Below are 24,703 nucleotides of genomic sequence, written 5' to 3'. Positions count from 1 at the left end.
AAAAGTGTTTTATAGTTAAGAAAATCTTACTTATAAAAGGTGTGTTTCATGTCTTCCAGTCGAGCTTTGCCGCCGCTTAAATCTTTGCAGGCGTTTCGTTATGCGGCTCAGTCGTTGAGTTTTAAGAAGGCGGCGGAGTCGTTGTTTGTGACGCAGGCGGCGGTGAGTCAGCAGATTAAAACCTTGGAACAGGCATTGAATGTTGAGTTGTTTGAACGACACACTCGCCAAGTGGTGTTGACGTCGGAAGGGCAGTATTTGTTTGACTACGTTGAGAAGGCGTTTGGTTTATTAGAAGAAGGTGTGAAAGGCATTACGGAAGACCCGAACCCCAGTACTTTGGTGATCAGTTCGGTGCCGTCGTTTTCAAGCCGTTGGTTGGTGTCGCGTTTGGGTGGGTTTCAAGCGCAAGAGCCGGAGATTAATCTTCGTTTGAGTCCGAGTATTGAATTGTCGACGTTTGCGGACAGTGATTTGGATTTGTGCATTCGCTTAGGGCGAGGTGAATACGCTGGTTTAGCGTCGCAGCTGTTGTTCAAGGAACATTTGGTGCTGGTGTGTCATCCGTCGATGATTAATATGGACGCGCCGATGAAAGAACAGTTGATCAATATTCCGATTATTACCGACACTGGGCCAGACGTTCGGCATGTGTGGCCTGTGTTGCAGCGTTTTTTAGACCTGTACGATATGCCAATGAAGTCGCATTTGCATGTGGCGGATTCTACGTCTTTGGTGGAGGCGCTGTTGTCTCGACAAGGCATAGCCATGATGCGGTATGGTTTGGTGTATGAACAGATCGAGAAAGGTCAGTTGATTTGTCCGTTGCCGATTTATATGAAGTCACAGTATGACTTTTATTTGGTTGCGCCTGCGCCGCATTTTAAGTACGAGAAGGTGGTGAAGTTTAAACACTGGATCGAAGGCGAGGTGAAGGGGATTGATGCGTCTTGGACGACGTATTTAGCGCGTCACCCAGATATGGAGGAGGTTCATGTCTAGGCGCGACGTTTTATCGACATTTTGTCTACTTTTCCTGCAATATAATTATTTTTTAGAAAATACACGGCGAATTTGTTACAGTCTGTCGTTAGTCAAAAATAAGGTAGCATTTCTGTATTATGCCCATTCGATCTCCATTCGGTTCTTCGCCTACTTTTGCGGTTGAGCCTGACCATTTCCATGTTTTGCAATCTGCTGTTCGTTTTCGTGAATATTTATTAGACGCCATTCGTAATGCGACGTCTCGAATTTACCTTGTCGCTTTGTATCTTGAAGCGGATGACGCTGGCCGAGAAATATTGACCGCGGCGTATGAGGCGAAGCAACGTAATCCTGATTTAGACATTGCGATTTGTGTGGATTGGCATCGTGCGCAACGCGGTTTGATTGGCGCGGTGAAGTCCAAAGGAAATGCGGGCATGTATCAGGAGTTTGCGCAGAAATACGAGCACGCCATTCCTGTTTATGGGGTGCCGGTGCGTAACCGTGAAGTGTTTGGTGTGTTGCATCTTAAGGGATCCATTGTTGATGATTCGGTGATCTACACCGGTGCCAGTTTTAATAATGTGTATCTTCATCAGCAAGACCGTTACCGTTTTGACCGTTACCATGTGATTCAACATTCGGCGTTGGCGGACAGTATGGTGGGGTTTATTCGTGATGGGATGATTTTGCAGCCTGCAGTGAAGGATTTGTCGCAAACGGCGTTACCAACGACAAAGGAGTTGAGACCGGCGATTCGACAGTTTCGTGTGTCTTTGGGTAAGGCGTTTTACAAAGTAGAAAGCGCTGTAGGGCATCAAGCCGATAATTCATCCGAAGGCGATCCGAAGGTGGCGGTTACGCCGATGGTGGGGATTGGCAAACGTCGTAATGAGCTAAACCAGAAAATCGTGTCGATGTTGGCTGAGGCGAAGAGCGAATTCGTTCTATGCACGCCGTATTTTAACCTGCCTAAAGTGGTGCTAAGAGAGTTGAAACGCGCCATTGGTCGTGGCGTTAAGGTGAGTATTATTGTGGGTGATAAGACGGCGAATGATTTTTATATCGCGCCAGATCAGCCTTTTAAAGCCATTGGTGGTTTGCCGTATTTGTATGAAATGAATTTGCGGAAGTTCGCCCAGGTCAATGAGCGTCATATTCAATCGGGCGGTTTGTCTATTCATTTGTGGAAACACGACCATAATAGTTTTCATTTGAAGGGGTTGTGGGCGGATCGTCGAACCATGCTGCTGACGGGGAATAATGTGAATCCAAGAGCGTGGGCGTTGGATTTGGAAAATGGTCTGTTGGTGGACGATCCTCATGGCCATTTGTTGGGTAAATTCACGGCGGAATATGACAATATTTATCAGCACACTCAGCGTGTGGCGTCTTATGCTGATTTCGAGGCGATGCAGGATTATCCATTGAAGACACAGCGTTTGCTGAAAAAGATCATTCGTACTCGGGCGGATCGATTGTTAAAACGTATTCTGTAGTTGTGATTGCCGTTGTAACGGCTCGGCAGCAAAACAAAAAAAGCGAATTCTAGGATTCGCTTTTTTTGTTTTTTTGGTTTGTGTTTTTTGGTGGTTCAAGATCGTGAAAGTTGGCCGATTGTGTTATTTCTCCTTTAGGTTTTTCTGTACGGTAGCGGAGTACCAGTCTAGGAAGTTGATGACACCAAATTCGTAGGTTTCTGAATACGGCCCCGGCTGGTAGCCAATGGAGTTGATGCCAAGTTGGTTACGCTCGCCCAGCACTTTGTCTTGTTCGTTGGTGGCGTCCCATACTTTGCGTAGGTTGTCGGTGTCGTAGTCAACGCCTTCTACGGCGTCTTTGTGGACGAACCATTTGGTGGTGACGATGGATTCTTGGGCTGAAATAGGCAATACGCGAAACACGATAAAGTGGTCAGATTGCATGTGGTTCCATGAGTTTGGTAGGTGCAGGATACGCATGGAGCCTAGCTCGCGGTTTTGTATTCTTCCCAGTGTTTTGGTGCAGGCTTTGGTGCCGTCCATTGTCATCACTTCGGTGCCTTTTTTCAGTGGCATGCGCACGATGCGGTTACGCTGTACGGCGCCGAAGCTTTGGTGTTTATGAGGAATGCCTTCTTCGTCCCATTTTGCTGCTTGGGCGTTGTAATGGTCGTGAAAGTCTTGCGGTGCGCGCGGGTCTTCGGTGTCGTCCCACTCTAATAGTGTGTTCAGCAGTTCTGGATGGTTGCCGGCGCAGTGGTAGCATTCACGGTTATTTTCTAGTACCAGCTTCCAGTTTGCGCGTTCGTACATGGTGGATTCTACGGCGAGTTTGGTGTTCTCAACGTCATAAGGTTCCATGTAAGCGTCCAGCGTGGCGAGGTAGTCGTCAAAGCCGTCTTCTGGTTCGGTTTTGCCTAGGCAGATGTAGATGAAGCCGCCGCCGGTTTTGCAGAATGCGGATTTGAGCCCGTGTTGCTTCATGTCGAAATCTTTGTTCATTTCGGTGCCCGCAAACAGTAGGTTGCCTTTTAAGTCATAAGTCCATTGGTGATACGGGCAGACTAGGTTGGCGACTTTGCCTCGGTGTTCTGTGCAAATAACGGAGCCACGATGACGGCAGGTGTTGTGAAAGGCGCGAACGTTACCTTCGCCATCTCTCACGATTAATACTGGGTTTTGCCCAACTTCTACGGTGAAGTAGTCGCCTTTTTTTGGGATTTCGCTGGTCATACCAACAAATAGCCATTCTTTTTGGAAGACTTCTTCCATGTCTATTCTGAACATATGTGGGTCATTATAAAGCTGAGCGTCTAGTGAATAATTGCTAGGACGTTTTTCTAGGATCTCGGCCATGGTGATTTTTGCTTCGTTTAGGGAAGCGTGACGAACATTCAGTAAATCGTGTTGATTCATCTTTCTGGACCTTCATGACAAAAAGATTGATGGGCTGCATTTGCGTTGTGTGTGAACGACGAAGCTATAGTCGCTTAATCGCCTCCTCAGAAAATGACCATTCACGACATTGGGTGATACATAAATCGACTCGCAATGGCTTGGCTGGTCTAGGTTTGGTCGCTATGAGCAACTAATTGTCGTTTAGAGTTAATTTGCTTAATCCGACTGCACCCAAAATGGCTCGAAAAGGTGTTATGCCATTTTAGGTACTCTACTTCAATTAAGAGATTTCAATATGACCAACTCTTCGACTGCTATGGTAAATGCTGATTATTTAGCGCCGGTAAATACTCAAACTTGGGTAAACGGACGACACAATGTCCGTTGTGTGAAAGTCATTCATGAAACATGGGACGTCAAAACGTTTTGTTTTATGGCTCAGCAGCCAGTGATGTTTTTCTTCAAGCCGGGGCAGTTTGTTACCTTAGAGTTGGAGATTGAGAATAAGCAGGTGATGCGTTCTTACACGATTTCGAGTTCGCCTTCTGTGCCGTACAGTTTTTCCATTACGGTGAAGCGTGTGCCTGGCGGCGAGGTGTCGAATTGGTTGCATGAAAACATGACCGTGGGTTCAGAGTTGGCGGTTCATGGGCCTGTTGGACAGTTTAACTGTATCGATTTCCCTGCTGAAAAAGTGTTGTTGTTGTCGGGTGGCGTGGGCATTACGCCGGTGATGTCGATGGCGCGTTGGTGGTTTGATACGAATGCGGATGTGGATATGACGTTCATCCACAGTGCGCGTTCCCCACGAGATGTGATTTACACCCGTGAGTTAGACCACATGGCGGCGCGTTTGGACAACTTTGGGTTGTATTTGATTGTCGAGCGCATGGAAAATGGCTTGCCTTGGCAGGGGTATCGTGGCTACTTGGATGCGGCGAAGCTGGATATGATTTCGCCTGATTTTATGGAGCGTGAGATCTTTTGCTGTGGCCCTGCACCGTACATGCGGGCAGTGAGGAATCTGCTTGAGTCCAGAGGCTTCGACATGAGCCACTACCATGAGGAGTCTTTTGGTGCGACACCGGCAAGTGTGGTGGAAGACGCTATTGAGCAGGCGGAAGTGGCCCAAGCTGAAGCCGATGCCGTAAATCAGGAAGATTTAGTCCGTGTTGAGTTCACTGGAAGTGGTAAGAGCATTCAGATTGCCGCGGGCGAAACGCTTCATACGGCGGCGGCTAAACTGGATCTGATGATTCCTAAGGCCTGCGGTATGGGTATTTGCGGAACGTGCAAAGTCTTGGTGAAGGAAGGGGAGACTCAGATGGATCATAATGGTGGGATTACAGACGACGACGTCGAAGCGGGGTATGTGCTGTCATGTTGTACTGTGCCGAAGTCGAACGTGGTGGTGGAATATTAATCGGCACTATGATGTATTTTTTATTAAATAAGCGTTCAATAAAAGAGCAATCTTGTTCTATATTAGTGCATGGTGTTAAGTTTTACGAATGGGGAAAACGCGGTGTCGTTTTTCATCCGCTTTGAATGCGTAAATAGACGATATGATGCCTTGGATTTTGTATCTCCTTAAAAATAATAAAAGTATTTCTCGTTAGCATAAGTGAATGTGGTCTGGATTTTGCCTAGCTTAAGGGAGTACACATATGAGGACACTAATATGGTAATGGCGAATGGCTCTGGTCTTGCTTTCGATGCAAGAAGCACAACAAAAGTAGGTTTTTTATTGCTCGATCATTTTACGATGATTGCGCTTGCTTCTTCCATTGAACCGCTGCGTATGGCGAATCAGTTATCGGCAGAGGAATTGTACAGTTGGAGTCTGATTTCTGAGGACGGAAAATCAGTAACCGCTAGCGATGGCTTGAGTTTGGCACCAGATATGTCCATTGAAAACAGCGCCGAGTTTGATCTTATTATCGTGGCTGGCGGTATCGATATCACTCGAACCTTTACTGCGAAGCAAGTGTCTTGGCTGACAAAGCAATCTCGTAAAGGGGTTCAGCTTGGTGGTATTTGCACCGGTGCTTATGTGCTGGCCTATGCGGGGTTGTTGAATGGCTATCAATGCAGCGTGCATTGGGAATGTTTGACGGCGCTGCAAGAAACCTTTCCGAAAGTGAACTGCAACAACAAACTGTTTTCCATCGATAAAGACCGTATGACATCGTCTGGCGGCAGTGCGCCCATGGACATGTTTTTGAACATGATGACGAAACAGCATGGCCCTAAGTTATCGAACGCTATTTCTGATATGTTTATCTGTGACCGCATTCGTAATGAATCGGATCAGCAGCGCATGCCAATGCGCCAGTTTAGCAACGTAGGAGTGTGTACGCCTAAGTTGGTGGATGTGATTGAGTTAATGGAAAACAATTTGGAAGAGCCGATAGAGTTGGACGAATTGGCGACCTTTGTGGACGTTTCTCGTCGTCAGATTGAGCGAATGTTTCATCGTCATTTGGATTGTTCTCCGTCGCGTTTTTATTTGCGTTTGCGACTTGAGCGAGCGCGTAAACTGTTGAAGCAATCGAACATGTCCATTGTGGAGATTTCGATGGCGTGTGGTTTCATTTCGACGCCGCATTTTAGTCGCTGTTATCGTAAGCACATTGGCGTATCTCCTCGCGATGAGCGCAAAACCGCGTGGAAGGGTGAGGTGCCTGATCTTGCTGTGAACGCTGAGTCTGGTGACGCCATTGTGTATATTCCCCATGCTCATGATGCGCTCAGTCAATCACATACTGAGCCGAGCTATGGGTCGGTTGTCGTGTAGGGTGTCCCGCGTGTTATGACGTAAAAAAGCCTGACCCTTTGTTAAGAGTCAGGCTTTTTTGTGTGATGTAAGCGGCTGCTAAGCAAACCTTACTGGCAGTAGATTAATACTTCTTTTCCAATTTTTCCTCGTTGTTCACAGTCCCATTGATCGTATTGGGTCGTGTCTTGTGCCGACTGAACCATAAAAAAGGGTTTTTCCTGCAACGGCAGCCAAGTGCTCACATCCGCAACGCGCTGTTTTGCTTTGCCGGACGAATAATATTGACCAGAGAATGGGCGTTTGTGTAGGTAAAACAAGTCGCTTTGTGTGGCTTCTGGCTGTTGTTTCCAAACGGCAAGTATCTTGTCTTCCGAGCGTTTGGTTACCCAATCAAACTGCATGGCACTGATCAGAGCAATGAGTAAGATCGGCGTGATAAATCCTGCTTTATAAAGCCAAGTCGCGAGCGGACGTTGAGTGTGTAAATGCACGACCAAAAGCGCCATCGCTGGTAAGGCAGGCATCACGTAGCTGGCCAATATGTTGCCTGAAAAGCTGAATAACAGCATTGGGGACAGCATCCAAAACAATAAATAGCTGCCAAATCCATCGGCGCTTTCTTCTATGTCCTTGTCTTCTTTTATAGAGCGGATCCATTGCCAAATGAGTAATGGGCTCCAAGGTAGCATTGAAATCAAGGCATAGACCCAAATGGTGCCGCGCGTACGTTCGTGAGCGGTGCCATACAGGTCGCCTTGCCAGCCGCTGACAATGAAGCGTTTGATGTGTTCGCCGACAATGAAGTAGTCTAAAAAACCCGGTGTTCTGTATTCTGCAATGGCGTACCATGGCACTGAAATAACCAGAAACACCAGCGTTCCATACCCCCAAGGTAATATGTCCCAGAGTCGCTTCCAGCGACCATTTGGGATCAGCCATATGGTCAAGCTGATGCCGATTAATACGATCGCCAAGGGGCCTTTGGATAGCATGCCCAGTGCCAAGCCGACGAAAAACAGGTAGCCCCAGTGTTTGCCTTTGTTACGCCAAGCTTGCCAAAAGCTGATCATGCTGAGCGCGATCGAAAAGGTGAGTGCGGTGTCTGTCATTACTGCACCACTTAGCACGATGAAAGACACGGTAGACGCCAATACCGCTGCGGTAAACAGGCCGCTGAGAGTGGACTGAAAGTAGTCTTTTGCCAGTTGATAGGTTAGCCAAATCACACCGACACCGACAATAAGATGTGGAACGCGTGCGGCGAATTCGTTTATGCCAAATAGGCTGAATCCCACGCTGCTTAGCCAAGTGAAAATGGGCGGTTTTCCCCAGAATGGGATGTCATAGTCGAACATGGGCGTGATCCAGTTGCCGGTTTCGAACATGATGCGAGCCATTTCCCCATAGCGCGCTTCCGTTGTGTCCATAAGCGGATACAGAGATAAAGAAATAAATCGTAGCACTAGGCAGCTAATCAATAAGGTTAGCGCCCATTTAACTGAAGGCATTAGTGTCGTCATTTTTGGCATTACTCAGAGTCCACAGTATGAAAAGTTGGTTTAGTTGTGGCGTCTTCCATTAGGACGTACAAAGGACGTTGTTTGGATTCGATAAACAAACGGCCGATGTATTCTCCCAAAACGCCAATGGACAGCAGTTGAATGCCACCCAAAAATAAAATGATTAACATGGTTGAAGGGTAGCCTGCTACTGGGTCGCCCCACACAATGGTTTTCGTGAAAATGACCAGTGCCATGACAAACGCAATGGCGGATGTTGTTAGGCCAGCCATGGTCGCCCAGCGTAATGGCTTAGTGCTGAACGAGGTGATGCCTTCCAGTGCCAAATGGATGAGTTTCGGATAATTCCATTTGGTGTCGCCCGCTAATCGTGGGTCACGATCGAAAGTCAATATTTTGCGGGTGAAGCCTGGCCAAGCAAGTAGCCCTTTCATAAAACGAGTGCGTTCTGGCAAGGTGTTGATGACGTTGACGACTTTTTGATCCATAAGACGAAAGTCACCCACGTTTTCCGTGATGGGGTGATCGCTTATTTTTGACATAAAACGATAGAAACAATGGGCCGTGGTGCGTTTGATCCAGCTTTCTCCGTGTCGCTCGCGACGTTGCATTTCAACCACTTGGGCGCCTGCTTGCCACGCTTCAACCATGGCAGGAATGTATTCCGGTGGATCTTGCAAATCGGCATCCAATAAAATAACACAGCGTCCAGAGGCCGATTTCATGCCGGCGCTCATGGCGGCTTCTTTGCCGAAGTTTCGGCTGAGGCGAAGGCATCGAATCTGGTGCAATGGATGTTTTAGTTGGCTGACCAATGTCCAGCTGTTGTCTTGACTGCCGTCATCGATATACAGGACTTCACAGTGTTGGTGAAGTTGATCAAGCGCGTCACAAACGCGTTGGTGACAAATGGTGAGTACATCGGCTTCGTTTAAAAAAGGAATAATCACCGTAACCAAAGGTTGCGCTTTTGTTACTGGCTTTTTTACAGGTTCACTGTGTGCATATTGTCTATACGGAATGGCGCTCATTTATTGACCTCCAGATACGATGAAAATTCATTTGAGCATCGTAAAGTGGCCTGTGTCGCAAAAAGGTCGTTCACTTTATTTTCATGTCTTTATGTGACAATCTGATTCCATAAGCTCATTTCTATTTGAGTGATAAATGATGCAGGGCTAAGACAAAAATGAAATTACTGTTAGTAGAAGACCATAAGGACATTGCTGGCGTGATTTTTGATTATTTTGAGATCAAAGATTATGTTTTGGATTATGCGAGTAATGGCCTACAAGGGTACGAGTTGGCAAAATCCGCCCATTATGATGCGATCATTCTGGATGTTATGTTGCCCAAAATGGACGGTCTCACAGTATGCAAATCATTAAGAGAAGCGGGGATCGACACGCCCATTTTGATGCTCACCGCGCGGGATACTAAAGACGACATTGTGGCGGGCTTCGACCATTTAGCCGACGATTACTTGGTAAAGCCGTTTGATTTGGAAATATTGGACTCTCGATTGCAAGCCTTGGTCAGACGTCGTAAAGGCAGTGTTGCCAATCGTATATTGAGCTTTGGTCAGCTTTCGTTGGATATGAATACTCGTGTGTTGCAGCGTGAAGGTGGCCGATATTCATTGAATCCGTCTCAGTACACGATTCTGAAATGCCTGATTCAAAAAGCCCCTGATGTGGTGTCAAAAGATGAAATTTGTGATGCGTTATGGGGGGACGAGGAGCCGGATAGTAAAGTCCTGCGCAGTCATATTTATCAATTACGCAGCTTAATTGATCGCCCATTCGACCATGCGTATTTACGCACTGTGTCTAAAGTAGGCTATCGTTTGGTCGCCGAAGGTGATGAATGAAACAAATTAAAACCGCAAAACAGCTGACGTTTACGTATTTTTCTATCGTGGCGTTTGCCATTATCGCGTTTCACTTTTCTATGTTTACGTCGATGATAGAAAACATAGAGATGATTTACGCTGAAAATCGAATGTTGAAAGACAAAAACACGGCGGTGTCATTGTTGAATGGAACACAAAAAACGCATGTGTCCGTTCCGCCATTTTCGGAAGTGTATGTAGGGAAAGAAAACTTGCCTCCCGGCATTGTGTTGGCCGCCAATATCATTGATGACAAGCCGTTTGAGCTAGACGAAGACTCTGACACCACGGAAGAAATGTTTTCCATGCGCTCGCAAGTGATGTTGAACGGTGAGATGAAAGAAATCTACGTCATTCATTACGACGAAATTTATGAAATATCCGAAGAGCAAATGTTTGAAACGCAAAGTACTCAGCTGATGCTGTCTTTGCTTTTGCTGATTGTCAGTTTGTGGGTGGTTATGCGAATTTCTGATCGCTTAACCAAGCCGCTTTCCCTGTTGTCTCAACGTCTTGGCGAGCGCAGTCCTGCTAACCTAAGCGCGATCGAATTGCCAGAGGGAGCGGCGACGCGGGAAATTCGTCAATTGGTGGATCGCTTGAACAGCTATCAAATACAAATTCGTGATTTGATAGAGCGAGAGCGGGCGTTTAATCGCTACGCTAGCCATGAATTACGAACGCCTCTGATGGTTATGAAAGGTGCGACGACGTTACTTGGCAAATCCGATTCAAAAGCCTTTTTGGAGCGTCAACGCGCACGAATGATTCAAGCCTGCCAAGAAATGGAAGATTACATAACGACCTTGTTGTCTCTGACGCGTGATGAAGATTTGGACACCATCGCAACACGCACGGTACAGCCGAGTGAGCTAGAAAATATCCGGCAAATGCATTTGGGCTACGTGATGGCGGCTGATGTGTCGGTGAACGTGGTGCTGGAAGGGCAAATCATCACGAAACTCCCCATTCCGACTTTTCATATTTTGGTGGGAAATCTGGTGAAAAATGCGTTGGCGTGTACCGAAGAGGGGCGGGTTGATCTGGTTGTTTCAGACAATGTCTTGTCTGTTGTTGATACGGGTTGCGGCCTCAGTGGTAAGCCAGGAGGCGAGAGCTATGGGCTGGGGCTGATGATTGTTCGGGATATTTGCGAAAAATATAAATGTACGTTTAGTTTGCAAGATAATGAGTTGGCCGGTTGCACTGCAAGTGTGGTGTTTCCTGTGTACCCATAAGTGGATTTACGGCGCTGGAAAACGCTTGTTTGCTGGTAAATATATTGAAATAACAGATAAGTTAGATCCAATATCAGCATAAAACAATCAAGTTTTTTGATGTTATTATTTCTCTTATATTGATAAAGATGTTGATGGAGAAGATTCTGTGAGTTCACCAATTTTAAAGCGTATTCCGTTGCAAATGTTTTGGCCAACGTTTGATCCTTTCCTATTTTGTGCATTTCATAACGATACTTACCCTAAAGCCAATGGGTCTATGGGGCCAGATGCACCGCTGAATAACCGTCCTTTGGGGCAAGATTTTGGTGGTATTGATGGCTGGCGCATGTATCACGGAAAAAGTATTCCAGGTTTTCCAGCGCATCCGCATCGCGGGTTTGAAACGGTCACGATCGTAAACAAAGGTTTTGTGGACCACGCGGATTCAATCGGTGCCGCTGGGCGCTATGGCGAAGGTGACACTCAGTGGATGACTGCGGGCGAAGGTGTACAGCATTCTGAAATGTTCCCTTTGCTGAATGAGGAAGGCCCTAATCCGTTGGAGCTTTTTCAGATTTGGTTAAACCTGCCAAGTAAGAATAAAATGGTACCGCCGCATTTTACCATGCTGTGGAATGAAGACACGCCAGTGGTGAGTGTGGCTGACAGTCAAGGTCTAGAAACTCAAGTTAAAGTCGTGGCTGGGGCGTTTCAAAATGTTGAACCGTCACCATGTCCGCCAAACTCATGGGCAGCGGATAGTAAAAATGATGTCGCTATTTGGTTGATTGATTTACCTGAACAAGGTGAGTGGACATTGCCAGCGGCTGCCGCGAACCTGAGTCGTACTCTGTATTTTTTCGAAGGTGAAAAGGTGGCATTAAATGAGAGTAATGCCCCTATTAATGAAGCGTTTGTCTTAAAAAGCGATGCGTCCTTGGTATTGAAGAACAAGGGCAAAAAAGCCAGATTTTTATTGTTGCAGGGTCGTCCTATTGGCGAACATGTCGAACAACATGGTCCTTTTGTGATGAACACCAGAGCGGAGCTTCAGCAAGCTTTTAACGACTACCAACGAACGCAGTTTGGTGGTTGGCCTTGGCCTCGTCACGACCAAGTGCACGATAAGTCAAAAGGCCGTTTTGCTGAGCATGGCGAGGCGTCTTAAATAATGGCCTTGGGTGTTTTTCTTTGTGTAAACGGATGCGTTTACGTGTCTAGTTTGGCTGGGGAAAAGACCCAAAAGCGCGACAAAAGATAGTTCAGTATCATGCCTATTAACACGCCGGGTACCATCGCCATATATGGCCACAATTGGTCCAGTGTGGAATCCGAAAAAGCAGGGGGTTGCGCCATGAGTGCAAGGTAACACCCCCAGTTAGGGATGAAGGCAATCAAAGAGCCGCCGATAAATTGCATCCATTGCAGTACGGCGGCTTTTTTGTTGTTGGGCGATGTCGTGTGACGAAACGTCATTGTTCGGTTCCACCACCAATTCGAGGTAGCGGCAACCCAAAAAGCCAGAGCACGGGCGGCAATGTGAGGCAGCCAAATGGAAAGCAGCAGCATACTTGCAAGATCGACCAAAAAGCCGATGCCGCCAACAAGGGCAAAACGTATAAAAGTGTGTTTAAAAAGTCGCTGCATAATGCCATTCTAAAGGCCTGCATATTAAAAAAATATGAAATTTAACGAGCTGAAAATAACAAGGAAGCCATTATGCCCTATGTAAATATACGAATTACTGATGAAGGTGTGACCAAAGAACAAAAGCAAGCACTGATAAAAGGCACGACGGATTTGCTGGTGGATGTGCTTGGCAAAAATCCCGCGACGACGGTGGTGGTGATTGATGAAGTGAGCACAGATAACTGGGGGATTGCTGGCGAGCAGGTCACCGAATTGAGAAAAAAATAGCAAAATGGATTCCTAATAGGAATCCAAAATATAAGTTTAATTCCTTTTACAAATACTTTTCTTAACCGCATGCTAGCGCTTTCAAATGACTCTATAAGGCGTTGGTATGTGGATCTTTATTACTCTGTTTGCGGCGGGTTGTCAGTCGGTTCGAACGGCGTATCAAAACACTCTGGCTCGTGAAGCTGGCTTCTTACATGCCACGATGGCGCGGTCTTTATATGGTTTGCCATTGGTCAGTGTGTATCTGGTTATTTGTTGGTCGCTATTTGGTTGGGTATCATTGGGCAATCCCCCGCGCTTTTTTATTGCTGCCAGTGTGTGTGCTGTTGCACAGATTATGGCGACGTATTTTATGTTAAGAGCGTTTCAGTCCGGCAGTTTTGCAATGGGGACTTTACTGGCGAAGACCGAAGCGGTGCTCGCCGCGCTGATTGGCTTGCCTTTGTTGCATTACACTCTGACGATAGGGTCGTGGGCTGGTATATTTTTAGGTGTATTGGGCGCGGTTGTCATGAGTGTGAAGTGGAAGAATATTAGACAAGCGCATAAAGACATCTCTTTGTTGCTTGGGTTAGCAAGCGGGCTTTGTTTTGCGATTACGTCTGTTACGGCGTCGATGGCCAGTCATGCCTTATCGGGGTCGTTAGTAACCAGTGCTGGCGTGACGCTTTGGTATGTGTTGGCGTTGCAGTCTATTATTCTATGCGGTATTCAGATGTATAAAAGCAAAGATTTGCTGGCTCCTTTTAAGCATGAATTTGCGCTAAGTTGCAAAGTAGGAGTGTTGAGTTCTTTGGGTTCTATTGGTTGGTTTACAGGCTTTGCGTTAGTGAATCCGGCTTTGGTGAAAACGTTAGGGCAGATTGAAATAATTGGAACCCTGTACTATTCGAAAGTGCGCTTTGCCGAAAAAATGACAAAGCAACAGTGGGTTGGCGGCGCTATGATTTTAATGAGCGTTGTTTTAGTCGTAACATCGACAGTGAAGTGAGGAATGCATGGAACCTAATAAGATCAATTACGTAGAACTGCCAGCACGAGATTTGGCGTTAAATAAAGCGTTTTTCAGTCAAGTGTTTGGTTGGGGGTTTAAAGATTACGGTGCGGAATACTCTGCCTTTGAAAATGCTGGTTTGGATGGCGGATTTTTTAAGGCAAATTTTTGCTCAAGGCCACAAAACGGCGCGGCGTTGGTGATTTTGTACAGCAATGAGTTAGAGGTTGTCTTTGAAAAAGTACAGGCAGCGGGTGGGACGATAGAGCAGGTGATCTTTGATTTTCCGGGCGGACGACGGTTTCACTTTCTTGATCCGTGTGGGAATGAATGGGCGGTGTGGAGTGAGCCAAGCGAGTAAAAAGAATGGCCTTTGCGCGCAATTGAAAAGGCCATACATGATTATGTTGAATCGTTATTGCGGTGTGAATTCGCCGCAATAATTGATATTCCACTTTTCCAATATGCTGTAATAGTGTTCGCCTGTTGCGATCAACCAATGAAGCTTACTGAACGCGGCCTCTAAGGTCATGTCTCTGCCACTTAAGACATTCATCGACGATAAAATCGATCCTGCAGCGTACGCACCTTGGGATACGCCGCCATGCAAGCATTGCGTTAGGTTGACGATGTTTTTCTTGCGTAACATGGCTTCTGTTAAGAACGACAAAAACGCCGGATTTTGATCGGGCACATTGCCGGCGCCGTAGGTCATCAGCACGATGGCTTTGCAATGGTCATCGTCTAATACGCTTTGGTAGATTGACGCTGGCTGGCTAGGGTGCAATGTGATTACTCCAACGGCGCCGTCTTTGAAACTGACAATGTTGTTGTCCAGTGATGAGTGTGGGGTCGTGGTGTCACTCTGGGTCATGCGATTTGGGTATAGCTGAACGTCAATCGCAAGTTCTCCAAGCAGATCGTCATTTGGCGTATGGAACGCTTCAAAGCGGCCGCTGCTGATTTTTTGGATCCGATTACCGCGCATGAGTTTGCCATCAAAGACCAGACTCACGTCCGCAATTCTATGGGAAACCGCCAGCGATAACGCCGCTTGCAGGTTGGAGGTGGCATCGCTGCGGTTCATGCCGAGCGGAATTTGCGAACCAGTTAAGATGATGTTTTTCGCACAAGCTCCTAGCATAAAAGACAACGTCGAAGCAGTGTAAGCCATGGTGTCCGTGCCATGTAAAATCACAAAGCCATCGTAATCCTGCCAATGTGTCGCCAGAATAGACGCCAATTTTGTCCAGTGCTGAGGTGTGATGTTGGCGCTGTCTATTAGTGGTGAAATTTCCAGCACTTCAAAAGAGGGTAGTGTGTTTATGCTTACCCCTAATGCCATTTCGATGCGCTCTTGCAAGCCAGAAGCAGGGGCCAAGCCCTGCTCTGTTTGCACCATGCCTATGGTGCCGCCTGTGTATAAAATTAGAACTTGAGCGCTCATATGACCACCTTGCTAGGCGACAGCATGGACTGTGGGCTGAGTAACATGTTCACTTGCTCCTCGGTAAGTAGGCTTTCTTCGATGACCAAGGCTTTCACGGTATTGCCCGTATGCAGTGCCGTATTGGCAATGCGGGAGGCGTTGGCGTAACCAATGTGCGGAACCAACGCTGTAATGATGCCAATGCTGTTTTCAACGTGACCTGCGCATACTGCTTCGTTGGCCGTGATGCCGCGTATGCAGCGTGTTTCCAGCATTTGGCAGGCTTCTTTGAGCATTTTTAACGAATTGAGTACGTTATAAATGATCATGGGCTCCATGGCGTTTAGCTGTAACTGGCCAGCTTCAGCGGCCAGTGTCACCGCAAGATCTGAGGCAATGACTTGATAGGCGGTTTGGTTCATTGCCTCGGGAATCACTGGGTTTACTTTGCCAGGCATAATAGAAGAGCCCGGTTGCATAGGAGGTAAATTGATTTCGCCTAAACCGGTTCTTGGTCCGCTGGATAGCAAGCGTAAGTCATTGCTCATCTTGCTTAGTTTGATCGCAAGGCGTTTTAAAATCCCAGAAAAGAATACGAATGCGCCCATGTCGGAGGTGGCTTCGACTAGGTTGCTGGCAGGGACAAGGGGTTTTGTTGAAATGGTGGCTAATTTCTCAACGACCATTTTAGCGTACCCTTCCGGTGTGTTGATGCCGGTGCCGATGGCGGTGCCACCAAGGTTCACTTCGCAAAGTAGGGTGCAAGCTTCGCTGATGCGATCAATGTCTTCACCAAGGGTAACGGCAAAGGCATCAAATTCTTGGCCTAATGTCATTGGTACGGCATCTTGCAGTTGCGTGCGCCCCATTTTCACTATGTGCGCGAACTCGCGCGCTTTGGCTTCTAGCGCTTCCTTTAGTGAGGCAAGACTGGGGACAAAGTTGTCTGCCGCAAATTGAATGCCTAGGCATGCCGCCGTTGGGTACGCATCATTTGTGGATTGTGAGCGGTTTACGTCGTCATTTGGGTGTAGGTATTTGTATTCGCCCTTTTCATGACCCAATTTCATTAAGGCAATGTTGGCAATGACTTCATTGGCGTTCATGTTGGTTGATGTGCCGGCGCCGCCTTGAATAACGTCGACAATGAATTGTTCGTGATATTGACCTTGGATTAAATCTTGGCAGGCATAGACAATCGCATCGGCTTTTTCGGCCGACAACAATTTCATTTCTTGGTTGGTTCGAGCCGCCGCCGCTTTTACCATGGCCAGCGCTTTAATCAGTTCAGGGAAATGCGAGATAGGGACGCCAGTGATCGAAAAATTCTGAGCAGCGCGCAATGTTTGTATGCCGTACAGGGCGTCAACGGGAACGTCCATATTGCCAAGTAAATCGTATTCAGAGCGAGTATTCATGATGATTTTCCCGATGTCTCACCGAAGTACGGTGAGACGTCTGCTAGGTTGGATTATGGTTGGTTGTTTGTGTTGTCGTTATTTGGCCAAGATTCTTGGTCTAGATCCAAATCGGCAAAACGGTTTGCTTCAAATGTGGGGATGTTATTGCCTTGCTTACGTTGATCGTCAAAATCTTTCATGACGCGTTTGGCGACTTTAAACAGCAAGGCGAGCGCGAATAAGTTAACCAGTGCCAATAAGCCCATGCTTAAATCTGCAAACGCGAACACTGTGCCCAGGTCAAGAATGGCGCCGGTGCAGCAAAGGCAAATGATGATGACGCGGAAGGCGTTCATGTAGAAGCCATGATTGTCTGATTTGGTTAGGTAACTTACGCTGTTTTCGCCCAAGTAGTAGTTGTATAAAATCGTACTAAAGCCAAATAGCAGCAGAGCGATACTGACAAACATGCGCCCATAATCGCCCATGTGCGTCGCTAATGAGGCTTGCGTTAGTGCAACGCCTTGAATGGTGTCTGTACTGCTTGGGTCATAAGCACTGCCAAGAAGAATGATCAAAGCGGTACAAGTGCACAGTACGATAGTGTCGATAAAAACAGAGAAGGCTTGAACAATACCTTGGTTAGCTGGGTGCGGAATATACGCCACAGCGGCTACGTTTGGCGCGCTACCAAGGCCTGCTTCGTTAGAAAAAAGCCCACGTTTTACGCCCATCAAAATCGCTGCACCAATGCCGCCGCCAAAGGCAGGCTCTAGTCCAAAGGCGCTTTTTACTATCATAAGTAACGTATCTGGAATGGCTTCTAGGTTCATGGCTAGAACAATCAGGGCAATCAGTAAGTAACCGCCTGCCATAATAGGAACCAACACTTCAGCAACTTGCGCGATGCGCTTTACGCCGCCAAAAATAATTAGGCCAACAATGAGGGCCATACCAATGCCGCTGTAGTAAGGTTGGATGCCGAAAGCGTCTTCTAATGACGTTGCGACAGAATACGACTGTAATGTGGTGAAGGCGATACCAAACGTTGCCAACAGCAAGATGGAATATAATACAGAAAGCCATTTCCAATTTTTGCCTAGACCGCGCTCAATATAGTAAGCAGGGCCGCCACGATACGTGCCATCGTTCTCTGCCTTTTTATATGTTTGTGCCAGCATACATTCCACGAAGCTGGTTGCCATGCCCATTAGGCCAACCACCCACATCCAGAAAATCGCGCCTGGGCCACCAATCGTAATGGCGACGGCCACACCAGCAATATTGCCACCGCCAACGCGGCCGGCCACGGATAAGATTAAGGCTTGAAATGAGCTTAAGTGTTTGCCATCGGCTTCATGGTGTTTGGCCGTCAGAATGCCAAACATGTTGCCAAAATAGCGAAATTGCACAAAACGGGTCGCAACGGTGAACCAGATACCAATGCCGATTAATACGGCGATAAGAACCTTGCTCCAAAGCAAGTCGGTGAGAAGGGATAGCATGATAGGTTGAGCTCCTATTTTTAGATTTATTATTGAGAAAAACTGAGTTTGTTAGAGCGCTCATTGGAACGAAAAAACAGTCAGAAAGGGAGTTCGTAAAAAGGTACTTTGTGATGCTATGTGATGCTATGTGATGCTTTGTGAGTATCAAGTAGCATCATTTTTGGCGTGTTTTTGAGAGGGTTATTGATTACACTGACGCTTTCTAGTGGTGGAAATGGGGTGGATTAAAACATGGTTGAAAATCTAGCGTCGAATTTGCAGTTGTTGTGCAGTTATTACAAATCGGTAGCAGATGTATGTCGGCGCTTGAATATTAATCGTGCTCAATTCAATCGTTACTTAAATAGCACCACAGTACCCAGTAACAGTACGCTGCGACGTATTGGTGAGTTTTTCGGGGTGGAACCTGCTGAGATGATGCTGTCAAGTGCAGAGTTCGCGCAATTGGTACAGTCTCGTCCAATCCGCCTGAACGACGACATAACAACCGTGTCGCCTGAGCAGCAGCAATTTAATGTGCTTAATGAGTCTGGTCAGCACGGGCTATCAAAGTATTGTGGCTATTATTTTGAGTATTATTTTTCCATGGCTTGCCCTGGGAAAATTCTACGGACTTTGGTGCATATAGAGTCACAAGGTGACAAAACCTATTACCAGCGTACTGAACGTTTGAATCCCAGAAATGCAAAAAAGTCGTTTCATGGTATTTACCGAGGTGTGGTTCAGCTGTTGTCAGATCGGCTTTTTTTAATCGATTATGAGGTGCAGACTCACGTTGAGATGACGCAAACGATTCTGTACCCATCGTTTCGAAATCGTGTTGAGCGCTTGACCGGTTTGCGTTTGGGGGTGTCGGGCAGTGGCGAGAGAGCGCCTTGTTGCGTGCGCGTGGTGTATGAATATTTAGGTAAAAATATCAACAAACAGCGTGCGGTGGCTCAATGCGGGTTGTATGACATTAACGATGACGAGTTGGATGAAGATATTTGCCAGTCTATCACTAATGATATGAACGAAGGTGACTGGCATTTTAGGGCGCGGTTTTAAGCGTGTTTAGTGTCGATTGTTTCTGACGCTTCGCTTGTTTCAATAGCTTGGATATCTGCTGCGTCGGTTTGATTGGCAGCGGCTTCGGCTTCCATTTTTGCGCGTTCAGCTTTAGAAATGTATTTAGGCTTTGCTTTTTTTGGGTTCGCCTTTAGGTTGGCCTGCTTCATACGCTTGTCGTAAATGTCTTTGATTTTTTTGCGGCGATTCATGTGTATTCCTAAAATGATGCTGTAGACCGATGCGCAACAGTAATAGCACATGGGGCTTGTCTTGTTAATGGTCCAAGAATGACATTCAAGGAACGAAAAAAAAGCCCTGATCAACGATCAGGGCTTTTTTATGTTGGTACCAGTAGGCGGACTCGAACCGCCACACCCGAAGGCAACGGATTTTGAATCCGTCGTGTCTACCAATTCCACCACACTGGCCTTGAAAAAGGTGAGGCGTATAATAGATGTTTTTTTAATATTAGTCAACACATCTTTATAAATAATTTTATCTTTTTACGAAGGTGTTGCTTGGAAGTACCTTTTTCAACGGATTTTCGCTAGAATACTGGGTCATTTTTTCTAGGTAGTTTTCTTTTCATGCTCGTTTCAGATTATCACTTTGATTTACCCGATTCTCTCATTGCCAACTATCCCACGCCAGATAGAACCGCGAGTCGATTATTGCATCTCGATGGTCCTAGTGGTGAGCTTGCGCATCGTCAGTTTCCGGATGTGCTGGACTTGGTGCAGCCTGGTGATTTGATGGTGTTTAATAACACGCGTGTTATTGCGGCGCGTGTTTTTGGGCAAAAGGAATCCGGCGGAAAAGTGGAGATCTTGATTGAGCGTGTGATTAACACCAACGAGGCGTTGGCGCATGTTCGTGCGAGTAAATCGCCGAAAGAAAACAGCAAGCTGATTTTGGGGCAAGATAAAGGCGAACAAATTGAAGCCACTATGGTGGCTCGGTCTGGCGCGTTGTTTCATCTTGTTTTTAATGAGCCGGTTTTGGATGTGTTGACTCGAGTGGGGCACATGCCGCTGCCTCCATATATTGAGCGACCTGATGAAGACAGCGACCAAGAACGTTATCAAACGGTTTATAATCAAAAACCCGGAGCGGTGGCAGCGCCTACAGCGGGGTTGCATTTTGATGAGGCGTTACTTGAAAAACTGAAGGCAAAAGGGGTTGAAACGGCATTTGTTACCTTACATGTCGGTGCTGGGACATTCCAACCGATGAAGGTGGAAAATGTGCAAGACCATATAATGCACGCTGAATATGTGGAAGTTGAGCCCAGTGTGGTTGAACAGGTAAAAGCCACAAAGGCGCGTGGTGGTCGAGTGATTGCGGTTGGGACGACCAGTGTGCGTAGCCTTGAATCGGCGAGTCAAAGTGGTGAAATAGCGCCGATGAAGGACGACACCAGTATTTTTATTTACCCAGGTTATGAATTTAAAACCGTGGATGCGTTGGTGACAAATTTTCATTTGCCTGAATCCACGTTGATTATGCTGATTAGTGCGTTTGCAGGCTACGATCATGTAATGGCGGCTTATAAAGCGGCAGTAGAGCAGAAATATCGATTTTTTAGTTATGGTGATGCCATGTTTATTACACGAAATGCGCAGGCCAAAGGCCCGCAAAGTGAGGAATAAGACGTATGTCTGATAAGCGTCCAGAATGTTTTATGGATTTTGAACTTCACACTACGTCAGGGAAGGCGCGCAGAGCGACTTTGACGTTTCCACGTGGGAAGGTTGAAACACCCGCTTTTATGCCTGTTGGTACTTACGGTACGGTGAAAGGCATGTTGACCAAAGACATTGAAGAAATTGGTGCCGATATTATTTTGGGTAACACGTTTCATCTTTGGTTGCGTCCGGGGACAGATGTGGTGAAAGCCCATGGAGATTTGCATGATTTTACCCAATGGAAAAAGCCAATTCTGACGGATTCCGGTGGATTTCAAGTCTTTTCACTTGGCGAAATGCGTAAAATTACGGAAGAAGGTGTTAGCTTTCGTTCGCCAATAAATGGCTCTAAAGTATTTTTAAGCCCTGAAATATCCATGCAAGTTCAGCGTGACCTTGGCTCTGATGTCGTGATGATTTTCGACGAATGTACGCCTTATCCGGCAACACCGGAAGTGGCGGCTAAGTCCATGCGCATGAGTTTGCGTTGGGCGAAGCGCTCGAAAGACGAACACGGAGATAGCCCGTCTGCTTTGTTTGGGATCATTCAAGGCAGCATGTACGAGAACCTTCGTGATGAATCCTTAGAGGGTTTGGTTGATATTGGGTTTGATGGCTATGCGATCGGCGGATTGTCCGTGGGCGAGCCGAAAGACGAAATGATGAAGGTGTTAGACCACACTACACCAAAAATGCCGGCCGATAAGCCTCGTTATTTGATGGGCGTGGGCAAACCAGAAGATTTGGTTGAGGGTGTTCGTCGTGGTGTTGATATGTTCGATTGTGTTATGCCTACGCGTAATGCTCGTAACGGACATTTGTTTACATCGGATGGTGTGGTGCGTATTCGTAATGCGCAATATCGTCACGATGTGGGGCCATTAGACAAAGAATGTGATTGTTACACTTGTAAAAACTTTTCTCGGTCTTATTTACATCATTTGGATAAGTGTCAAGAAATGGTCGGTGCTCAATTAAACACCATTCATAATCTACGATATTACCAAACGCTCATGGCGGGATTGCGTAAGGCGCTCGATGAAGGTAGATTTGACGCCTTTGTTGACGAGTTTTATGCAAAGCGCGGCTTAGAAACGCCGTCTTTGAGTGAATAATAAACAAAATATGCATGTTCTTAACGTTAGGAACGGCGAGAGTTTCATAAACCATTGGAGAGTTAACTCATGATCGCATTGATCTCACCAGCTTACGCTGAAGGCGGCGCACCAGCAGATGCAGGTATTTTTAACCTAGTACTTCTTGCTGGCTTCGTTGTTATTTTTTACTTCCTTATGTGGCGCCCACAAGCGAAACGTGCAAAAGAGCATAAAAACTTGATTGCATCATTAGCGAAAGGCACTGAGGTCGTAACTGGCGGTGGTGTTCTAGGTAAAGTATCTAAAGTAGATGATAACTACGTAGTGCTTGAAGTTGCTGAAGGCGTTGAAATGAAATTCCAAAAGTCTTCTGTTGCTGCTGTATTGCCTAAAGGAACGTTAAAGTCTATTTAACTTTCTCAGAAAAGCGCCTTTTTAGGCGCTTTTCTTCTTTATCGATCCCTTTAATTTTTTAGGTGTAAAGGATTTTTCATGCTTAACAAGTACCCCTTGTGGAAGTATTTGCTAATTCTTCTCGTTTTGGCTTTGGGGCTACTCTATGCCTTCCCAAACCTTTATCCGGATGATCCAGCGCTACAACTATCTACCCAAAAAAGCACGGCTGTTGTTGATGAGCAGACGTTGCAAAAAGCAAAAACTGCGCTTTCGAAAGCTAATATAGATTTAAAACAAGCAGAGTTGACTTCTGCTGGTGGTACCTTGCGCTTTAATAGTGGCGAGGACCAACTTGCTGCTAAGCCTGTTGTGGCGGCGGCTTTGGGTGATGATTTTGTAACGGCGCTTAATCTTGTTCCGACGACGCCAGATTGGTTGTCATCATTGGGAGCGGGTCCTGCTAAATTGGGCCTTGATTTGCGTGGTGGTGTGCACTTTTTGTTGGAAGTGGATACGCCAGCGGCATTGAAACAGAAGTTGGATGTTAGCTCTAGTGAGATGAAAGCTGCATTGCGCAGCGACCGCATTCGCTACCGCAGTGTGGATGTCGATAACGGTGTTTTGTCGATTCGTTTCTTGCAGCAGTCGGATCTTGATTTGGCTGAAACGCTATTGAAGCGTGATTTTTCTGAATATCGTTACGCGACTCGACAAGAGGGCAGTGACTTCTTCTTGGATGTGAGCTTCACTGAAGCCGCTAAGAAGGAAATTGAGTCTTATGCGTTGCAGCAAAACTTAACAACCCTGCGTAATCGTGTGAATGAGTTGGGTGTGGCTGAGCCTCTGGTTCAGCGTCAGGGTAGTAACCGTATCGTGGTTGAGCTTCCTGGTGTGCAAGATACTGCGGCTGCGAAACGTATTATCGGTGCGACAGCAAACCTTGAATTCCACTTGGAAGCTGGTTTAGACGACAAGGGTGCAGATATTGAAACGCTGACATTCCGCGATGGCAGTGGTCGTACCGCGCGTTTAGAGCGCGATATCATTATTACTGGTGACAGTGTTTCTGATGCCAGCTCCTCTTTTGATGAAAATGGTCAACCTCAAGTAAACATCAGCTTGGACTCTAAGGGTGGCAAGCAGATGAGCAAAGTGACTCGTGCTGCGGTAGGCCGAAATATGGGCGTTGTGTTTATTGAACACAAATCTCGTAGTCGCTTTGTCGAAAAAGACGGCAAAATGGAAGAGGTGCGTCGCAGTTACAGTGAAAAGGGCATTATTTCATTGGCAACGATTCAAACTACGCTAGGAAACTCGTTCCGTATTACTGGCTTAGACAGTCCGCGTGAATCTTCTGAGTTGGCGTTGTTGCTTCGTGCTGGTGCTTTGGCTGCGCCAATTTACTTTGTGGAAGAGCGCACAATTGGGCCAAGCCTAGGGGCTGAAAACATCAAGTTGGGCGTGAGTTCTGCTCAGATTGGTTTGTTAGTGGTTATGTTGTTCATGCTGGTTTATTACAAGGTGTTTGGTATTTTTGCCAATATCTCGTTGGCATTGAATATTGTGCTGTTGATGGCGTGCATGTCGTTGTTGTCTGCCACGTTAACCTTGCCGGGTATTGCGGGTATTGTGTTGACAATGGGTATGGCCGTGGATGCAAACGTGCTGATCTTCTCTCGAATAAAAGAGGAATTGGCAAATGGTTTGCCTAGCCAGCAGGCGATACATTCTGGTTTTAACCGTGCATTCACAACCATTTTTGACGCCAACATTACGACTTTGTTGGTGGCTGTGATTTTGTTTGCTGTTGGGACGGGGCCTGTGAAAGGGTTCGCCGTTACTTTGTCGCTGGGTATTATTACTTCTATGTTTACAGCGATTGTTGTAACGCGTGCGCAAGTCAATCTTGTGTACGGTGGTCGTAAAAACAAGAAACTGTATATATAGGAGG

At 46.6% G+C, this 24,703-nt stretch carries 23 protein-coding genes and 1 tRNA gene; 15 read left to right on the top strand and 9 right to left on the bottom strand.

Annotated features, from left to right (window positions below; all coding sequences use genetic code 11):
* Positions 1-48: 48 nt before the first annotated feature.
* Complete coding sequence (locus AABA11_RS09750; protein ID WP_338267421.1) at positions 49-1,002, top strand: LysR substrate-binding domain-containing protein; 954 nt, start codon at positions 49-51, stop codon at positions 1,000-1,002.
* 119 nt (positions 1,003-1,121) lie between these two features.
* The gene (gene pssA / locus AABA11_RS09745; RefSeq protein ID WP_338267419.1) at positions 1,122-2,483 is read left to right on the top strand and encodes a CDP-diacylglycerol--serine O-phosphatidyltransferase; all 1,362 of its coding nucleotides are present in this window, start codon (positions 1,122-1,124) and stop codon (positions 2,481-2,483) included.
* 123 nt (positions 2,484-2,606) lie between these two features.
* On the opposite strand, the gene AABA11_RS09740 is transcribed toward pssA, so the two are convergent.
* Complete coding sequence (locus AABA11_RS09740) at positions 2,607-3,881, bottom strand: aromatic ring-hydroxylating oxygenase subunit alpha (protein ID WP_338267416.1); 1,275 nt, start codon at positions 3,879-3,881, stop codon at positions 2,607-2,609.
* Positions 3,882-4,158: 277 nt separating this feature from the next.
* Here AABA11_RS09740 and AABA11_RS09735 point away from each other — a divergent pair, with 277 nt between their 5' ends.
* The gene (locus tag AABA11_RS09735; RefSeq protein ID WP_265730189.1) at positions 4,159-5,286 is read left to right on the top strand and encodes an FAD-binding oxidoreductase; all 1,128 of its coding nucleotides are present in this window, start codon (positions 4,159-4,161) and stop codon (positions 5,284-5,286) included.
* Between the two features lie 258 nt (positions 5,287-5,544).
* A complete protein-coding gene (gbdR, locus tag AABA11_RS09730; RefSeq protein WP_420915694.1) occupies positions 5,545-6,660 on the top strand; it encodes a choline metabolism transcriptional regulator GbdR in 1,116 nt (371 codons plus the stop codon).
* An 89-nt stretch (positions 6,661-6,749) separates the two neighbouring features.
* On the opposite strand, the gene AABA11_RS09725 is transcribed toward gbdR, so the two are convergent.
* Both AABA11_RS09725 and AABA11_RS09720 read right to left on the bottom strand, forming a co-directional pair.
* A complete protein-coding gene (locus AABA11_RS09725) occupies positions 6,750-8,150 on the bottom strand; it encodes an ArnT family glycosyltransferase (protein WP_338267413.1) in 1,401 nt (466 codons plus the stop codon).
* A 20-nt stretch (positions 8,151-8,170) separates the two neighbouring features.
* Entirely contained in the window at positions 8,171-9,193 is a 1,023-nt protein-coding gene (locus AABA11_RS09720) for a glycosyltransferase family 2 protein (RefSeq protein WP_338267410.1), read from the bottom strand.
* A 158-nt stretch (positions 9,194-9,351) separates the two neighbouring features.
* On the opposite strand from AABA11_RS09720, the gene AABA11_RS09715 reads away from it, so the two are divergent.
* The 3 genes from AABA11_RS09715 to AABA11_RS09705 all read left to right on the top strand — a co-directional run bounded on the left by AABA11_RS09715 (position 9,352) and on the right by AABA11_RS09705 (position 12,441).
* Positions 9,352-10,032 (top strand): response regulator transcription factor, encoded by a 681-nt coding sequence (locus AABA11_RS09715; RefSeq protein WP_338267409.1) that lies wholly within the window; start codon positions 9,352-9,354, stop codon positions 10,030-10,032.
* Entirely contained in the window at positions 10,029-11,291 is a 1,263-nt protein-coding gene (locus AABA11_RS09710) for a sensor histidine kinase (RefSeq protein ID WP_338267407.1), read from the top strand. Before AABA11_RS09715 ends, AABA11_RS09710 begins: the two co-directional genes overlap by 4 nt.
* A 148-nt stretch (positions 11,292-11,439) precedes the next feature.
* Entirely contained in the window at positions 11,440-12,441 is a 1,002-nt protein-coding gene (locus AABA11_RS09705; RefSeq protein ID WP_338267405.1) for a pirin family protein, read from the top strand.
* Positions 12,442-12,482: 41 nt separating this feature from the next.
* Here the strand turns inward: AABA11_RS09705 and AABA11_RS09700 are convergent, their stop codons facing one another.
* Positions 12,483-12,920 carry a GtrA family protein gene (locus tag AABA11_RS09700; RefSeq protein WP_338267402.1) on the bottom strand — a complete coding sequence of 146 codons (438 nt, stop codon included), beginning with the start codon at positions 12,918-12,920 and terminating at the stop codon, positions 12,483-12,485.
* A gap of 72 nt (positions 12,921-12,992) precedes the next feature.
* Here AABA11_RS09700 and AABA11_RS09695 point away from each other — a divergent pair, with 72 nt between their 5' ends.
* The 3 genes from AABA11_RS09695 (at position 12,993) to AABA11_RS09685 (ending at position 14,548) form a co-directional block, all read left to right on the top strand.
* Positions 12,993-13,190, top strand: coding sequence for a 4-oxalocrotonate tautomerase family protein (locus tag AABA11_RS09695; RefSeq protein WP_265730197.1), 198 nt, complete (start codon positions 12,993-12,995; stop codon positions 13,188-13,190).
* Between the two features lie 106 nt (positions 13,191-13,296).
* Positions 13,297-14,184, top strand: a complete 888-nt coding sequence (locus AABA11_RS09690) for an EamA family transporter (RefSeq protein WP_338267398.1) — start codon at positions 13,297-13,299, stop codon at positions 14,182-14,184.
* 7 nt (positions 14,185-14,191) lie between these two features.
* On the top strand, positions 14,192-14,548 hold the full coding sequence (locus tag AABA11_RS09685; protein ID WP_338267396.1) for a VOC family protein: 357 nt from the start codon (positions 14,192-14,194) through the stop codon (positions 14,546-14,548).
* 54 nt (positions 14,549-14,602) lie between these two features.
* Here AABA11_RS09685 and AABA11_RS09680 read toward each other — a convergent pair whose 3' ends face one another.
* From AABA11_RS09680 to AABA11_RS09670, 3 genes are read right to left on the bottom strand one after another with little or no spacing between them, the layout of a single operon-like run.
* The gene (locus AABA11_RS09680) at positions 14,603-15,634 is read right to left on the bottom strand and encodes an asparaginase (protein WP_338267392.1); all 1,032 of its coding nucleotides are present in this window, start codon (positions 15,632-15,634) and stop codon (positions 14,603-14,605) included.
* Positions 15,631-17,034 carry an aspartate ammonia-lyase gene (locus AABA11_RS09675; protein WP_338267389.1) on the bottom strand — a complete coding sequence of 468 codons (1,404 nt, stop codon included), beginning with the start codon at positions 17,032-17,034 and terminating at the stop codon, positions 15,631-15,633. The genes AABA11_RS09680 and AABA11_RS09675 overlap by 4 nt, the downstream gene beginning before the upstream one ends.
* Positions 17,035-17,087: 53 nt before the next feature.
* The gene (locus AABA11_RS09670) at positions 17,088-18,521 is read right to left on the bottom strand and encodes an alanine/glycine:cation symporter family protein (protein WP_338267386.1); all 1,434 of its coding nucleotides are present in this window, start codon (positions 18,519-18,521) and stop codon (positions 17,088-17,090) included.
* A 234-nt stretch (positions 18,522-18,755) separates the two neighbouring features.
* Here AABA11_RS09670 and AABA11_RS09665 point away from each other — a divergent pair, with 234 nt between their 5' ends.
* Positions 18,756-19,571, top strand: a complete 816-nt coding sequence (locus AABA11_RS09665) for a helix-turn-helix domain-containing protein (RefSeq protein WP_338267383.1) — start codon at positions 18,756-18,758, stop codon at positions 19,569-19,571.
* Here AABA11_RS09665 and AABA11_RS09660 read toward each other — a convergent pair.
* Positions 19,568-19,783, bottom strand: coding sequence for a DUF2986 domain-containing protein (locus tag AABA11_RS09660; protein WP_338267380.1), 216 nt, complete (start codon positions 19,781-19,783; stop codon positions 19,568-19,570). The two genes, AABA11_RS09665 and AABA11_RS09660, sit on opposite strands and share 4 nt — an antisense overlap.
* A 134-nt stretch (positions 19,784-19,917) precedes the next feature.
* Positions 19,918-20,002: transfer RNA gene (locus AABA11_RS09655), tRNA-Leu, on the bottom strand.
* 159 nt (positions 20,003-20,161) lie between these two features.
* On the opposite strand from AABA11_RS09655, the gene queA reads away from it, so the two are divergent.
* The 4 genes from queA to secD all read left to right on the top strand — a co-directional run bounded on the left by queA (position 20,162) and on the right by secD (position 24,699).
* Positions 20,162-21,223, top strand: coding sequence for a tRNA preQ1(34) S-adenosylmethionine ribosyltransferase-isomerase QueA (gene queA, locus AABA11_RS09650; protein WP_338267378.1), 1,062 nt, complete (start codon positions 20,162-20,164; stop codon positions 21,221-21,223).
* 32 nt (positions 21,224-21,255) lie between these two features.
* The gene (gene tgt / locus AABA11_RS09645) at positions 21,256-22,374 is read left to right on the top strand and encodes a tRNA guanosine(34) transglycosylase Tgt (protein WP_338269653.1); all 1,119 of its coding nucleotides are present in this window, start codon (positions 21,256-21,258) and stop codon (positions 22,372-22,374) included.
* 69 nt (positions 22,375-22,443) lie between these two features.
* Entirely contained in the window at positions 22,444-22,770 is a 327-nt protein-coding gene (yajC, locus tag AABA11_RS09640) for a preprotein translocase subunit YajC (RefSeq protein ID WP_338267376.1), read from the top strand.
* A 78-nt stretch (positions 22,771-22,848) separates the two neighbouring features.
* On the top strand, positions 22,849-24,699 hold the full coding sequence (gene secD / locus AABA11_RS09635; RefSeq protein ID WP_338267374.1) for a protein translocase subunit SecD: 1,851 nt from the start codon (positions 22,849-22,851) through the stop codon (positions 24,697-24,699).
* The last annotated feature ends 4 nt before the right edge of the window (positions 24,700-24,703 follow it).

This window comes from Marinomonas pontica (genome assembly GCF_036322735.1).
Taxonomy (GTDB): domain Bacteria; phylum Pseudomonadota; class Gammaproteobacteria; order Pseudomonadales; family Marinomonadaceae; genus Marinomonas; species Marinomonas pontica.
Note: the sequence above shows the minus strand (reverse complement) of the source record. Positions and strands in the feature narration are given on the sequence as shown.